This window comes from Borborobacter xinjiangensis, from assembly GCF_047739745.1.
In the GTDB taxonomy this organism is placed as follows: domain Bacteria; phylum Pseudomonadota; class Alphaproteobacteria; order Rhizobiales; family Rhizobiaceae; genus Pseudaminobacter.
Map to the genome: position 1 here is coordinate 13,035 of NZ_JBLLVA010000018.1, position 14,285 is coordinate 27,319.

Annotated in this window: 10 protein-coding genes; 3 read left to right on the plus strand and 7 right to left on the minus strand. The window is 61.8% G+C overall.

Annotated features, from left to right (window positions below):
- Positions 1–8 precede the first annotated feature (8 nt).
- The 5 genes from glgB to ACLKMW_RS17815 all read right to left on the minus strand — a co-directional run bounded on the left by glgB (position 9) and on the right by ACLKMW_RS17815 (position 7,741).
- Positions 9–2,225 (minus strand): 1,4-alpha-glucan branching protein GlgB, encoded by a 2,217-nt coding sequence (gene glgB / locus ACLKMW_RS17795; protein WP_415725834.1) that lies wholly within the window; start codon positions 2,223–2,225, stop codon positions 9–11.
- A 44-nt stretch (positions 2,226–2,269) separates the two neighbouring features.
- A complete protein-coding gene (locus ACLKMW_RS17800; RefSeq protein WP_415725835.1) occupies positions 2,270–4,738 on the minus strand; it encodes a glycogen/starch/alpha-glucan phosphorylase in 2,469 nt (822 codons plus the stop codon).
- A 24-nt stretch (positions 4,739–4,762) separates the two neighbouring features.
- A complete protein-coding gene (locus ACLKMW_RS17805) occupies positions 4,763–5,545 on the minus strand; it encodes an ATP-binding cassette domain-containing protein (protein ID WP_415725836.1) in 783 nt (260 codons plus the stop codon).
- The gene (locus tag ACLKMW_RS17810) at positions 5,545–6,627 is read right to left on the minus strand and encodes an ABC transporter permease (RefSeq protein ID WP_415725837.1); all 1,083 of its coding nucleotides are present in this window, start codon (positions 6,625–6,627) and stop codon (positions 5,545–5,547) included. The genes ACLKMW_RS17805 and ACLKMW_RS17810 overlap by 1 nt, the downstream gene beginning before the upstream one ends.
- 97 nt (positions 6,628–6,724) lie before the next feature.
- The gene (locus ACLKMW_RS17815; RefSeq protein WP_415725911.1) at positions 6,725–7,741 is read right to left on the minus strand and encodes a sugar ABC transporter substrate-binding protein; all 1,017 of its coding nucleotides are present in this window, start codon (positions 7,739–7,741) and stop codon (positions 6,725–6,727) included.
- A 229-nt stretch (positions 7,742–7,970) separates the two neighbouring features.
- On the opposite strand from ACLKMW_RS17815, the gene ACLKMW_RS17820 reads away from it, so the two are divergent.
- The 3 genes from ACLKMW_RS17820 to ACLKMW_RS17830 all read left to right on the plus strand — a co-directional run bounded on the left by ACLKMW_RS17820 (position 7,971) and on the right by ACLKMW_RS17830 (position 11,517).
- On the plus strand, positions 7,971–9,197 hold the full coding sequence (locus ACLKMW_RS17820) for an ROK family transcriptional regulator (protein WP_415725838.1): 1,227 nt from the start codon (positions 7,971–7,973) through the stop codon (positions 9,195–9,197).
- 43 nt (positions 9,198–9,240) lie between these two features.
- Entirely contained in the window at positions 9,241–10,164 is a 924-nt protein-coding gene (locus ACLKMW_RS17825) for a carbohydrate kinase family protein (protein WP_415725839.1), read from the plus strand.
- Positions 10,165–10,374: 210 nt separating this feature from the next.
- Positions 10,375–11,517 (plus strand): DegT/DnrJ/EryC1/StrS family aminotransferase, encoded by a 1,143-nt coding sequence (locus ACLKMW_RS17830; RefSeq protein WP_415725840.1) that lies wholly within the window; start codon positions 10,375–10,377, stop codon positions 11,515–11,517.
- A 1-nt stretch (position 11,518) separates the two neighbouring features.
- Here ACLKMW_RS17830 and cysQ read toward each other — a convergent pair whose 3' ends face one another.
- Together cysQ and cysN are read right to left on the minus strand one after the other, a co-directional pair.
- The gene (gene cysQ / locus ACLKMW_RS17835; RefSeq protein WP_415725912.1) at positions 11,519–12,337 is read right to left on the minus strand and encodes a 3'(2'),5'-bisphosphate nucleotidase CysQ; all 819 of its coding nucleotides are present in this window, start codon (positions 12,335–12,337) and stop codon (positions 11,519–11,521) included.
- Between the two features lie 10 nt (positions 12,338–12,347).
- Positions 12,348–14,285, minus strand: a complete 1,938-nt coding sequence (cysN, locus tag ACLKMW_RS17840; RefSeq protein ID WP_415725841.1) for a sulfate adenylyltransferase subunit CysN — start codon at positions 14,283–14,285, stop codon at positions 12,348–12,350.

Here is a 14,285-nt window from a genome sequence, read left to right on the forward strand (position 1 = left end):
CCGAACAGCTACTCCCCGACGAATTCAAGCATCAGCGTGGCCAGCGGCGGCAGAACCATCTTCGCGTGGATGTTTCCGTCCTTCCCCGCCACGGCCTCGACCATGCCGGCATTGCCCTTGCCCGACCCGCCGTAATCGGCGGCATCGGTATTCATGATCTCGCGCCATTTACCGGCAAACGGCAAAGGCACGCGGTAGTTCGCGCGCAGCACCGGCGTGAAGTTGGAGACGACGGCAATCGGGCTGGCACCCGGCGCCGAACGCAGCCAGGCAAAGACCGAATTGGCACTGTCATCGACGATGAGCCAGGAGAAACCTTCCGGCTCGCAGTCGCGCGCGTGGAGGGCGGCGCGTGACCTGTATAGGTGGTTGAGGTCGCGAACGAGCATCCGCATGCCACAATGCGGCGCATGGTCGAGCAGATGCCAGTCGAGCTGGCGCGCCTCGCTCCACTCGTCGCGCTGCGCGAACTCCTGCCCCATGAACAGCAGCTTCTTGCCGGGATAGCCCCACATGAAAGCATAGTAAGCGCGCAGACTGCTGAATTTCTGCCAGTCATCGCCGGCCATCTTGTGGAGCAGGCTGCCCTTGCCGTGGACGACCTCGTCATGGGAAAGCGGCAGCACGAAGTTCTCGCTGAAGGCATAGACCAGCCCGAAAGTGATCTCGCCGTGGTGGTGCTTACGATGAACCGGCTCACGCGCCAGATAAGCGAGCGTATCGTTCATGAAGCCCATGTTCCATTTGAAGCCGAAGCCGAGACCGCCTTCATGCACCGGCCGGGAAACCTTCGGCCATGAGGTCGATTCCTCGGCAATCGTCATGATGCCGGGGTGCGCGCCATAGACGGCGCTATTCATCCGCTGAAGAAAGCCGACCGCTTCCAGGTTCTCGCGTCCGCCCTGCTCGTTCGGCACCCATTCGCCTTCCTTGCGGGAGTAATCGAGATAAAGCATCGAGGCGACGGCATCGACGCGCAAGCCGTCGAGATGGTACTTCTCCGCCCAAAACAGCGCGTTGTTGACCAGGTAGGAAGCGACCTCGCGGCGGCCGAAATTGTAGATCGCCGTGTTCCAATCCGGATGGAAGCCCTTGCGCGGATCCTCATGCTCGTAAAGAGCGGTTCCGTCGAAATGCGCCAGCCCATGTTCGTCGGTGGGGAAATGCGCCGGCACCCAGTCGAGGATCACGCCGACGCCGGCGCGATGCGCTCCATCGACGAACCGCGCAAAACCCTCCGGCTCGCCAAATCGGGCCGTCGGCGCATAGAGCCCGGTCGTCTGATACCCCCATGACGGATCGTAGGGGTGTTCGGTGATCGGCATAAACTCGATATGGGTAAAACCCATTTCGACAACGTAAGGGATCAGCGCGTCGGCCAGTTCGTCCCAGCTCAGAAAGCCGCCCTCGCGGCTCCGGCGCCAGGAGCCGGCATGGACCTCATAAATCGACATCGGTTGCCGGCGGGGGTCGGCGCTGCTCCAGAACGCTTGATGCGCCTCGTCGCCCCATCGATGCGAAAGCGGTGCGGCCGTAACCGAGGCGGTTGCCGGCCGCAGCTCTGAGCGGAAAGCAAACGGGTCCGCCTTGAGCGGCAGTTTCTCGCCTTTCGCGCCGATGATCTCGAACTTATAGGTGCGGCCGACGTCGATCTCGGGAATGAATATCTCCCACACACCGGTATCGCGTCGATGCCGCATGACGTGGCGGCGACCGTCCCACTCGTTGAAGTCACCAACCACCGAAACGCGCTTGGCATTGGGCGCCCAGACGGCGAAATGCACGCCCGACGCGCCCTCATGGTCGATCATATGCGCGCCAAGCTTGTCGAAAAGCCTGAGATGCGCCCCTTCGGCGATGTAGTAATCGTCCATCGGTCCCAATACCGGGCCGAAGGAGTAAGGATCGCTCACCCACCATTCGCCACCGGCGTTGCGGGCGCGGTATCGAACCGGCTGGCGCTCGCGGATCGAGAGCCTGCCCTCGAAGAAGCCGGCCTCATGGCGGCGAAGCAGTTCGCCGGCGTCCTCGCCCGTGAGCGTGAAGGCTGTCACAGCCTGCGCATGCGGAATGAAGCAGCGCGCCACGAAGTCCTTCCCGGCCGCCTGGACTCCGAGAATCGAGAACGGGTCCTCATGCGCGCCTTTGACGATCGCCTCGACGTCGCTTGCCGCGATCTCTGAAGGTGGTTCGTGGGTCGCGGCCCTGGCGCGCAGCTCGTTCATATGCCGGCCGCTCCTCCCTTACGGCGTCGGCCCATGCAATCACATCAAAGCGGCACGTTCCATATGTCGTTCGCATATTCCCGAATCGTGCGATCGGAGGAGAACCAACCCATCCGCGCAACATTACGGATGGCCTTGGCGTACCAGTCCGGGCTGTCGTTCCAAACTGCATCGACGCTGCGCTGGGTGGCTGCATAGGCGTCGAAATCGGCGGCGACCATGAACCAGTCGCGATCGTAAAGATCGGAAACAAGGTCCCGGTAACGAGCCGGATCGTCAGGCGAAAACACGCCTGACGAGATCGCGGCCAGCGCCTGCGCCAATTCCGGCGTGTTTTCGATCAGGGCACGCGGGTTGTAGCCGCTGCTTCGGCGCTGCGTCACTTCGTCGGCGGTCAGCCCGAAAATGAAGATGTTGTCGTCGCCGACGTGCTCGCTGATCTCCACATTGGCGCCATCCAGCGTGCCGATGGTCAATGCCCCGTTCAGCGCAAATTTCATGTTGCCGGTACCGGACGCTTCCATGCCGGCTGTCGATATCTGCTCCGACAGGTCGGCAGCAGGGATCATCATTTCGGCCAGGCTGACATTGTAGTTCGGAACGAAAACCACCTTGAGCAGGCCGCGGACGGAGGGATCGCGGTTGATGACTTTCGCGACATCATTGGCAAGTTTGATGATCAGTTTGGCGTTGTGATAGCCGGGCGCCGCCTTGCCGCCGAAGAACTTCACCCGCGCCGTCCAGTCCCGCTCGGGATGCGAACGGATCTGGTCATAGAGCGCCACCGCCTCGATGATGTTCAGGAGCTGGCGCTTATATTCATGTATGCGCTTGATCTGGATATCGAACAAAGCCGACGGATCGAGCCTGACGCCGAGACGCGTGGCGACCAGTGCTGCCAGGCGCTCCTTGTTGGCGCGTTTCACCGCAGCGAATTTCTCCCGAAAGGCGGCATCTTCGGCGAGCCGGTCTAATTCTCTAAGCGCATCGATGTCGTCGAAGAAGCGGTCGCCTATCGCTTCGCGCGCCAGTGCCGTCAGCCCCGGATTGCATTGAAGCAGCCAGCGGCGCGGCGTGATGCCATTCGTCTTGTTGTTGACTCGTGTCGGATAAAGCCGATGCAGATCGGCAAACACCGTCTCCTTCATCAACTGGGTGTGAAGTGCCGACACGCCGTTGACCGAGTGCGAACCGACGAAAGCCAGATTGCCCATGCGCACGCGGCGCTCGCTGTTTTCCTCGATGAGTGAGATACGGCTGATCTGGCAGTCATCGAACTGCCCGCTCATCCGCGCCTCCAGGAGCACCTGCGCATTGATCGCGTAGACGATCTGCATATGCCGCGGCAGCAGCCTCTCGAACAGCGGCACCGGCCAGCTTTCCAGGGCTTCGGGCAGCAGCGTGTGGTTGGTGTAGGCGAATGTCCGCTTGGTGATGTCCCAGGCAGCATCGAAATCAATGCCGTGAACATCCATCAAAAGCCGCATCAGTTCGGCAACGGCGACGGCCGGATGGGTGTCGTTGAGATGAATCGCCGCCTTGTCCGGAAGCGATCGCAACTCGCCATACCGGCTGATATGACGGCGAACGATGTCCTGCAGGGAGGCGGCGGAAAAGAAATATTCCTGCCTCAGCCGCAATTCCTGGCCTGCCGGGCTGGAGTCGGCCGGATAGAGAACCCTGGACAGCGCATCGGCCCTGTTGCTTTCGCGCAGCGCCCCAATGTGATCGCCCGCATTGAAGGCTTCAAGCAGGATCGGATCGATCGGCATTCCCGACCACAGCCTCAGCGTGTTGACGCGGCTGCCGCGCCAGCCGACCACCGGCGTGTCGTAGGCCACCGCAAGCACGCGCTCCTGCGGCTTCCACACATGCTGCTCGCGCTGCCCGTCCGCACTGACGATTGCATCCACCGAGCCGCCAAAGCCGATTTCGGACGATCGCTCGCGCCGTTCGAATTCCCACGGGTTGCCATGATCGAGCCAGGTTTCCGGCAATTCGACCTGCCAACCGTCGGAAATCTCCTGCCGGAACATGCCATTGACGTAGCGAATGCCATAGCCATGGGCGGGCAGGTCCACCGTCGCCATGCTTTCCATGAAGCAGGCAGCAAGCCGGCCAAGCCCGCCATTGCCGAGTGCTGCATCAGGCTCCAGCGTCGCGATTTCATCGAGTTCGACGCCGAGAGAGCCGAGTGCCGCGCGCATCGCCTCCATGAATCCGAGATTGGAGAAGGCGTCACGCATCAGCCGCCCGATCAGGAACTCCAGCGACAGGTAATAGACGCGCTTGGCGCCGCTATCGTCGTCCTGTTTGGTGGAGGCGATCCAGCCGTCGATGATGCGGTCGCGCACGACCTGGATAGAAGCCGTCAGCCAATCGTCCTTGGTTGCGACGGCCGCATCCTTGCCATCCCGATATTTCAGCGCTTTCACGATCTCGGCGGCGAGCGTGGCCGGGTCGGGGATTTCCAGCGGCGGCTTCAGTGGTTCGGACGGTGTTGCAGACGACATTTAACCTCGAATGGATTTCCAGTATCAAGCCGCCATCGCATCCTCCGGCGGCTTCCTCGCACCTGTCATGAAGGCTACTGCGTCGGACATCGTGTAGTCTTTGGGGTCGATGACAGTAAGACGCCGGCCGAGTCTATGGATATGAATGCGATCGGCAACCTCGAAGACATGCGGCATATTGTGCGAGATCAATACGATCGGCAGGCCGCGCTTCTTCACATCAAGGATAAGCTCAAGCACCCGGCGCGATTCCTTGACGCCCAGTGCCGCCGTGGGCTCGTCCATGATGACGACCTTCGAGCCGAACGCAGCGGCGCGTGCCACCGCCACGCCCTGCCGCTGCCCGCCCGAAAGCGTCTCGACGGCCTGAGCGATGTTCTGGATGGTCATCAGCCCGAGCTCGGTCAGCTTCTCTCTCGCGCGCCGCTCCATCGCCGGACGATCGAGCATGCGCAGCCACTTGCCGAGGAAACCGGGCTTGCGGATCTCACGCCCCAGAAACATGTTGTCGGCAATGGAAAGCGCCGGCGACAGCGCGAGGTTCTGATAAACAGTCTCGATGCCGGCGTCACGCCCCTCCATCGGCGACTTGAAGTGGATCGGCTTCCCGTCAAGCCTGATCTCGCCTTCATCGGGCGTGATCGCGCCGGAAATCGCCTTGATGAGCGAGGATTTGCCAGCGCCGTTGTCGCCGATAACGGCGAGAATCTCGCCGGGATAGAGGTCGAAATCGGCATGATCGAGTGCCGTCACGCGGCCATAGCGCTTGACCAATCCGCGTGCGGTGAGGATGGGTTCGCTCGTCATCAGCCCGCGACCTTTCTGATCCATTGGTCGATTGCCACGGCGGTGATGATCAGCGCGCCGATCAGCAGATAGGTCCATTGCGGATCGGTGCCGATCAGGCGCAGGCCGAGCGAGAAAACGCCGACGATCAATGCGCCGAACAGCATTCCGAGGATCGACCCGCGGCCGCCGAATAGTGATATGCCGCCGATCACCACCGCGGTGATCGATTCAATATTGGTGAACTGACCGGCGGTCGGCGAAACCGAGCCGATGCGGCCGATCATTGCCCATCCGGCAAGCGAGCAGATCAGTCCGGCGAGCACATAGACCGAGATCAGCATCCGGTCGACGCGCACGCCGGAAAGCACAGCGGCATCGGGATCGTCGCCGATGGCGTAGAGATGCCGCCCCCAGGCCGTGTGGTTCAGCACATACCACAGCACCGCGACCAGTAGCACCATGGCGATGACGCCATAGGTGAACACCGCACCCCCGAGGCGAAAGGCATTGCCGAAGAACTGCAATATCGGCGCCTGCGCCTCGATATCCTGGGCGCGTATCGTCTCATTGGCGGAGTAAAGGAAATTCGTCGCCAGAACGATCTGCCACATGCCGAGCGTCACGATGAAGGGCGGCAGGCGCATATAGGCGACGAGCGCACCGTTTATCCAGCCGCAAAGCGCGCCGACGCCGAAGCCGCACAGGATCGACAGCGACGGCGGCAATCCGTAGCGGAAGGTGAACTGCCCCATCACCACCGACGACAGCACCATGATCGCGCCGACCGACAGATCGATGCCGGCAGTGAGAATGACAAGCGTCTGCGCCGCGCCGACGATGCCGACGATCGCCACCTGCTGAAGGATCAGCGTCATCGAGAAGGCGGAGAAGAATTTCCCGCCGATCAGCAGGCCGAAAACCGCGAGCGAAGCCATGAGCACTATCAGTGGCACGGCGGCCGGGCTGGAGTGCAGGAAATGCTGGGCCCGCTCTACCGGGGTTCTTGCATGGGTATCAAAACTCGCAACCGAGGTGTCGCTGCCCGAAAGCACGCTTTCGAACTCCTGCGACCGCCCGGCACCTGCCGAAGCGTCACTCATGTGCATTCCTCCGCGGGGGATAATCCACTCCGCCAGGCGAAAGACGGCTTCCAACCGCCTCCCGCACGGCAGACTGTCGGCTCATGGCGCCGTCAAATCAACCCCAGCATTTGTCGAGGCCGGTCTTCACGTCGATCGATTCGACGCCGTTTACGGGCTTGGCCGTCACCAGCGCCACGCCTGTATCGAAGAAATCCTTGCCCTCGGTGGGCTTCGGCTTTTCGCCGGTGTCGGCAAACTTCTTGATTGCCTCGATGCCCATCGAGGCCATCAACAACGGATACTGCTGAGAGGTCGCACCGATCACGCCCGCCTCGACATTCTTCACACCCGGACAACCGCCGTCCACCGAAACGATCAGCACGTTCTGCTCCATGCCGACGGCTTTCAGCGCCTGATAGGCGCCGGCCGCTGCCGGTTCGTTGATCGTGTGCACGACATTGATGCCAGGGTCCTTCTGGAGAAGGTTTTCCATCGCCTTGCGACCGCCCTCCTCGTTACCGTTGGTCATGTCGTGGCCGACAATGCGCGGGTCGTCTTCGTCGCCGATCCGCTTGACGTCCTTCACGTCGATGCCGAAGCCAAGCATGAACCCCTGGTCACGCAACACGTCGACCGTCGGCTGCGACGGCGTCAGGTCGAGAAAGGCGATCTTGGCGTCCTTGGCCGCATCGCCAAGTGTCGCAGCCGCCCATTGGCCAATCAGCTTGCCGGCCAGCAGGTTGTCAGTCGCAAAGGTCGCATCGGCGGCGTCGGCCGGATCGAGTGGCGTGTCGAGTGCGATCACCAATATGCCGGCATCGCGCGCTTTCTTCACCGCCGGCACGATGCCTGCCGTGTCGGACGCGGTCAGCAGAATGCCCTTCACGCCATCGGCAATGCAGGTTTCGATTGCCGCGACCTGGCTTTCGCTGTCGCCGTCGATCTTGCCGGCATAGCTCTTCAGCTCGACGCCGAGTTCAGATGCTTTGGCAGTCGCGCCCTCCTTCATCTTGACGAAGAAAGGATTGGTATCGGTCTTGGTGATGAGGCATGCGCTAACGTCGGCCGCCGAGGCAGACGACGCGAATGAAAACAGAACCGCGGCTGCGGCACCGAACACTGTGGACTTCAAAAATGCGATCTTGGTCACGGACTTCCTCCCGATGAAGTGAAACGTCCGGCGCCCCTCCGGGCGTCGTCAAGCAGACGCCGACACGTGCTTTCGCCCGCCGCATCCGCAGTCAAAAAAACACAGGCCCGCCTCCCCTGTCAATAATTAAATCACTCTTATTTATTATTGACAGGGCTGATGGCTTTCACCACAGTCGCGTGAAATTCGAACATGAAGGCGAAGGATATCGATGGAGGCCGAGGACTTCAGACCCGATCCGGAAGCGCTCGCAAAGGATCATGTCCACCGTGGCACCAATCAAAGCGGGATGCGCGATCACAACGCCCGGCTCGTCCTCACCCTGGTTCGCCGGCACGGCAGTCTCGCCAAAATGGATATTGCGCGAATGACGCGGCTGTCGGCGCAGACCGTTTCCGTGATCATGCGCGAATTGGAAAGCGACGGCCTGCTCGTCCGGCAGGCGCCGGTGCGCGGAAAGGTGGGCCAGCCTTCCATTCCCATGTCGCTCAACCCCGAGGGCGCCTATTTCCTCGGCCTGAAGATCGGCCGGCGTAGCGCGGAGCTCATTCTCATCGACTTTCTCGGCAACACACGCGGTAAGCTGCAGATTTCCTATCGCTATCCGGCGCCCGGTGAGACAATCGATTTCGTCACGAGCGGCATGACCCGGTTGCGCGCCGGCCTGACGCCCGAGGAGGACGCACGCATTGCCGGGCTTGGCATCGCCATTCCGTTCGAATTGTGGAACTGGGCCGACACGATGGGTGCGCCATGCGAGATCAGGGATCAATGGCGACACCGCGACATCCGCGCCGATATCCAGGCTGAATGCAGTTTTCCGGTCTATCTCCAGAACGATGCTACCGCCGCCTGCGGCGCTGAACTGGTTTTCGGCCAGACCGGCGCTCCGCGCGATTTCGTCTATTTCTACATCGGCGCGTTCATCGGCGGCGGCATCGTGTTGAACGGCGCGCTCTACAGCGGCCGTACCGGCAATGCCGGTGCGCTGGGTTCGATGCCAGTACCCGGTGGGGCAGGCCGGCCGAGGCAGCTCATCGATGTCGCTTCGATCGCCATTCTGGAGAAATCGCTGAACGCGCGTGGTGTGGACGCTGCCTTCTTATGGTCCTCCCCCGAGAACTGGGGCGAGATCGGCGAGGAGTTGGGCACCTGGATCGCCTCTGCCGCTGAAGCGCTGGCCTATGCCATCGTAACGGCCACCTCGGTCATAGATTTCGAGGCAGCCGTGATCGACGGCTGGATGCCCATTACTATCCGCCGGCGGCTGGTCGAGGCGGTGGAACTTGCGCTGGCAGCAATCGACGTCGAGGGTTTGCAAGTTCCGGCGGTGCGCGAAGGCACGGTCGGCATCCATGCCCGGGCACTCGGCGGCGCAAGCCTGCCCTTGTCGGAGCGCTTCCTGATCGGCCCCACCTCCTTGTCCAAAGGCGCGTGACGATGCAAAAGCGGGACATCCTTTGGCCGGAAGGCAAACGACCATGATATTGTGTTGCGGCGAAGCGCTGATCGACATGCTGCCGCGCGAAAGCACGGCTGGGGAGCCGGCCTTTGCGCCCTATGCTGGCGGTGCGGTGTTCAATTCGGCGGTCGCGCTCGGGCGCCTCGGCGTGCCGGTCGAGTTCTTCGCAGGCCTGTCGTCGGACCTGTTCGGCCAACAGATCCGCGAGGTGCTCGCCTCCAGCAATGTCGGCTCGCGCTATGCCCACATTTCCGCGCGCCCGACGACGCTGGCCTTCGTGCGCCTCGCCGAGGGTCATGCGACCTACACGTTCTACGACGAGAACACCGCCGGCCGCATGCTGACGGAAGCCGACCTGCCGCTGCTGGACGACGAGATCGAGGCGATGCTGTTCGGCGCCATCAGCCTCATTCCCGAACCCTGTGGTTCGACCTATGAAGCGCTGATGCGCCGAGAGCACGAGCGCCGCGTCATCATGCTCGACCCCAATATCCGGCCGGGCTTCATTCCGGACAGGGAAAAGCACCTCGAGCGCATTCGCCGCATGATGGCGCTTGCGGATATTGTCAAACTCTCCGACGAGGACCTTGCCTGGTTCGGCCATGGCGGCCAGCCGGAAGACTTTGCCCGCACCTGGCTGCGAGACGGACCGAAACTGATAATAATCACGCATGGTGCGGCGGGCGCCGTCGCCTACACCGAACGGCACAGGATTGCGGTGGAACCCAATCGAGTGGAAGTGGTCGATACGGTCGGAGCCGGCGATACCTTCAACGCCGGCGTCCTCGCCTCGCTTCACGAGCAGGGCGCGCTGTCGAAAGCCCGGCTGAGCGAGCTTTCCGAGGCGGAAATTCGCAATGCGCTGACGCTAGGCGCCAAGGCTGCGGCAATCACGGTTTCGCGCGCCGGCGCCAATCCGCCCTGGCGGCATGAGATCACCTGATCTGTCGGACAAGCCGATCACTTTATATTTCCCCCGGTTGAAGGCGTAAGGGCAGCGGCCATTCCGGTACGGACAACCCATGGTTTCGCGGAAGCCCCGGTAACATTCGATCCGCGGCCCTTTGGCCTTTCGGGTAGGCCAAATCTTTCTTGGCCGCTTCAACTCTGTTATCAGCGGGCCCAATCAGATATCGAGCTTGGAAAAGTAGGCATGCAATTCATCGATCTTGGCGCGCAGCGTGAACGAATTCGGGAAAAGCTGAGGGCGGCAATGGAAAGCGTCGTCGATGACGGGCGCTATATCCTCGGGCCGCAGGTGACCGAGTTCGAGAAGCAGATTGCCGCCTATGTCGGAACCAAGCACGCCATCGCCTGCGCCAACGGCACCGACGCGCTGCTTTTGCCCTTGCTGGCATCAGGGATCGGACCGGGCGATGCCGTCTTCGTTCCGAGCTTCACCTTTGCGGCGACCGCCGAAGTCGTGGCGCTCGCCAAGGCAAGCCCTGTATTCATCGACATCGATCCCGACACTTACAACATCGACATCTCGAGCCTTGAAGCGGCTATCGCCATGATCAAGGCCGAGGGCGAACTGAAGCCGAGGGCGATCATCCCGGTCGACCTGTTCGGCCTTGGCGCCGATTATTCCGCCATCATGCAAATCGCCGAGCGCGAAAATCTGCTGGTCATCGAAGACGCCGCGCAGGCAATCGGCGGCTCGGTGGATGGCAAGATGTGCGGCTCGTTCGGCAAGGTCGGCTCGACCAGCTTCTATCCGGCAAAGCCCCTCGGCTGCTATGGTGACGGCGGCGCCATGTTCACGGATGACGATGCATTCGCCGAGAGGCTGCGTTCCTTTGCCTTCCACGGCAAGGGAGAGACGCAATATGACAACGTCCATGTCGGGTTGAATTCACGCCTCGATACATTGCAGGCGGCGATCCTGATCGAGAAGCTTGCCATTCTCGAAGACGAGATGGAGGCCCGCCGGAAAGTCGCGCAGCGATATCGGGACGGGCTTCACAATGTCGTCAAAACTGCCGTTATGCCCGAAGCCAGCCGCTCGGCCTGGGCACAATACGCCATCGAAACCTCGCACCGCGACGCCTTGAAGGCGCATCTGCAGGCGCAGGGTATTCCCACGGTGATCTATTATGTCAAGCCGCTGCACCAGCAGGTCGCCTACAACCGCTATCCCGTCGCTCCCGGCGGGCTGCCGGTGTCGGAATCGCTGCCGGGGCGCATTCTGTGCCTGCCGATGCATCCCTATCTGACCACGGACGATCAGGATCGGGTCATCGCGGCGATCAGCGATTTCATCGCCGCGCAATCGGCAAAGGACGCGGCCGAATAGGTTATTCTGCGGTCTGCGGCCACGCTGGCAAACCAGGCAGGCCGGAAGTCCTGCCGGTTGCAATGAACGACGGATTGACGAAATCCAACTTGCCCTGCTGGTTGCGCTTGCCATAGATCAACGGCTTGCCGTCGGTTGTTCTGGTGATGCCGCCCGCCGCGCGCAGAACCGCGTCGCCCGCCGCCGTATCCCACTCCATAGTGCGGCCGAAGCGCGGATAGACATCCGCTTCGGCACTGGCGATCAGGCAGAATTTCAACGACGACCCGACCGACACGATTTCCGCGGCCTGAACCTGGCGGATGAAGTCGTTGGTCTCCGGCGTCCGGTGCGAGCGGCTGGCGACAATGCCGAGCGGCACCTGCCCCTCGCGCACCTCGATGCGGCGCCTGCCCGTCATCTGATGGTCGGGCGAAACCTCGATCGCATAGGCAGCACCCGGTCTCCCGGAAAAAAACCGCCTTGTGCATGGCGCATAGACGACCCCGAGTTCGGGCCTTCCGTTGCGGATGAGCGCGATATTGACCGTGAAATCGGTATGCCGGTCGATGAATTCCTTGGTGCCATCGAGCGGATCGACCAGGAAAAAGGTGTCGCCAAGCTCTCGCGGCGCAGCCCCTTCCGAGGCTTCCTCCTCGGCCACGCAGGGAATGTCGGGAAAATGCGAGCGCAGACCGTCCAGAATGAGCTTTTCGCTGGCGCGGTCGGCGTCGGTCACCGGAGACGCGTCGAGCTTACGCCGGATGATGATGTCGGCATTGAAGACGGTCATGACCAGGCGCCCGGCTTCCAGCGCCAGGCGCTCGCATAGAGCGAGCATCGCCTCGTCGTCAGATGCCGTCGCCGTGGTCGTAGTTTTGATCTGCAATGTCGCGCTCGCGTAACCAGTCCTCAAGAACATCTACCATCTCTTCCGGCGTTTTGCCGAGCGTTTCCAAATGAATTTCCGGATTTTCCGGCGGCTCATAAGGTGAATCGAGCCCGGTGAAGTTCCTGATCTCACCATTCAGTGCGCGTGCATAGAGGCCCTTGGGGTCGCGGCTGGCGCATTCTTCGAACGGCGTATCGACAAACACTTCGACGAATTCGCCTTCCTCCAGCAGTTCGCGCGCTGCCCGGCGTTCGGCGCGGAAGGGCGAAATGAAGGAGACGAGCACGATCAGACCAGCATCCGCCATCAGCCGCGCCACCTCGGCGACACGACGGATGTTCTCCACCCGGTCCGCCTCGGTGAAGCCGAGATCGCGGTTCAGGCCATGCCGAATATTGTCGCCGTCGAGAGTGTAGGTGTGCCTTCCGGCGATATGCAGCTTCTTTTCGAGCAGATTGGCGATCGTCGACTTGCCCGAGCCGGAAAGGCCGGTGAACCAGAGCACGGCCGGTTTCTGGTGCTTTGCTGCCGCCCGCGCCTTTTTGGCGACATCGAGCGATTGCCAATGGATGTTGTCGGCGCGCCGCAGAGGATGCAGGATCATGCCGGCGCCAACGGTCGCATTGGTCATGCGATCGATCAGAATGAACGCACCCGTGGCTCGGTTGCCGGCAAATGCGTCGAACACCAACGGCGACTGCACCGAGATGTTGCACACGCCCACCTCGTTCATCGCCAGAGATTTGGCTGCTTCATGGGCGAAATCGTTGACGTTGAGACGGTAGCTGAGATCGGTGACCGCGGCGCTCGTCTGGTCGGTTTCGGTGCGCAGCAGGTAGGATCGGCCCGGCAGCAGCGCCTGCTCGTCGAACCAGACGATATTGGCCGCGAACTGGTCGGCCACGTGCGGGCGCGCCGTTGGCGACACCAGCATGTTGCCGCGCGATACCTCGACCTCGTCGTCCAGAACTATGGTGACCGCCTGCCCTTCCACGGCTCTCGCAAGATCGCCGCCATGCGCCACGATCCGCCGGACCCGTGCGGATTTGCCCGACTTGGCCACGACGACCTCGTCGCCCTCTGCAATCGAGCCCGAGGCGACCGTTCCGGCAAAACCGCGGAAGTCGAGGTTCGGGCGATTGACGAATTGGACCGGAAACCGGAACGGCGCTTCCACGGCCGCCCGCTCGATCTCCACCGTCTCCAGATGCTCTACAAGGCTCGGCCCTTCATACCAGTCCATATTGGCCGAACGGCTGGTGACATTGTCGCCAAAGCGCGCCGAGATCGGGATTGGGACGATGGTTTCGAAGCCGAGTTTTTCAGCGAATTCAACATACTCAGCGACGATCTTATCGAATGTGCCGCGATCGAAACCGACGAGATCGATCTTGTTGACCGCAAGCACGATGTGGCGGATGCCGAGCAGCGAGGCGATGATCGAATGCCGTCTGGTCTGGCGCAATATTCCCTGCCTGGCATCGACCAATACGATCGCCAGATCGGCGGTGGAGGCGCCGGTCGCCATGTTGCGGGTGTATTGTTCGTGGCCCGGCGTATCGGCGACGATGAATTTACGCTTCGGGGTGGCAAAAAACCGGTAGGCGACATCGATGGTGATGCCCTGCTCGCGTTCCGCCTCCAGCCCGTCGACCAGAAGCGCGAAATCCACGTCGCCGCCGGTGGTGCCGTATTTGCGTGAATCGCGTTGCAGCGCCGCAAGCTGATCCTCGAATATCTGCTTCGTCTCGGAGAGAAGCCGACCGATCAGCGTCGACTTGCCGTCATCGACCGACCCGCAGGTGAGGAAACGCAACAGCGACTTGCGCTCCTGACCAGCTAGATAATCCTCGACATTGTCGGCTGCGACTATGGCTTCCGCCCTTACATGGCGCAT

Bases quoted from the DNA above. Each gene is read 5' to 3' on its own strand.
- glgB (WP_415725834.1), bottom strand. From the start codon at position 2,225: ATGAACGAGCTGCGCGCCAGGGCCGCGACCCACGAACCACCTTCAGAG.
- ACLKMW_RS17800 (WP_415725835.1), bottom strand. From the start codon at position 4,738: ATGTCGTCTGCAACACCGTCCGAACCACTGAAGCCGCCGCTGGAAATC.
- ACLKMW_RS17805 (WP_415725836.1), bottom strand. From the start codon at position 5,545: ATGACGAGCGAACCCATCCTCACCGCACGCGGATTGGTCAAGCGCTAT.
- ACLKMW_RS17810 (WP_415725837.1), bottom strand. From the start codon at position 6,627: ATGAGTGACGCTTCGGCAGGTGCCGGGCGGTCGCAGGAGTTCGAAAGC.
- ACLKMW_RS17820 (WP_415725838.1), top strand. From the start codon at position 7,971: ATGGAGGCCGAGGACTTCAGACCCGATCCGGAAGCGCTCGCAAAGGAT.
- ACLKMW_RS17825 (WP_415725839.1), top strand. From the start codon at position 9,241: ATGATATTGTGTTGCGGCGAAGCGCTGATCGACATGCTGCCGCGCGAA.
- ACLKMW_RS17830 (WP_415725840.1), top strand. From the start codon at position 10,375: ATGCAATTCATCGATCTTGGCGCGCAGCGTGAACGAATTCGGGAAAAG.
- cysQ (WP_415725912.1), bottom strand. From the start codon at position 12,337: ATGCTCGCTCTATGCGAGCGCCTGGCGCTGGAAGCCGGGCGCCTGGTC.
- cysN (WP_415725841.1), bottom strand. From the start codon at position 14,285: ATGCGCCATGTAAGGGCGGAAGCCATAGTCGCAGCCGACAATGTCGAG.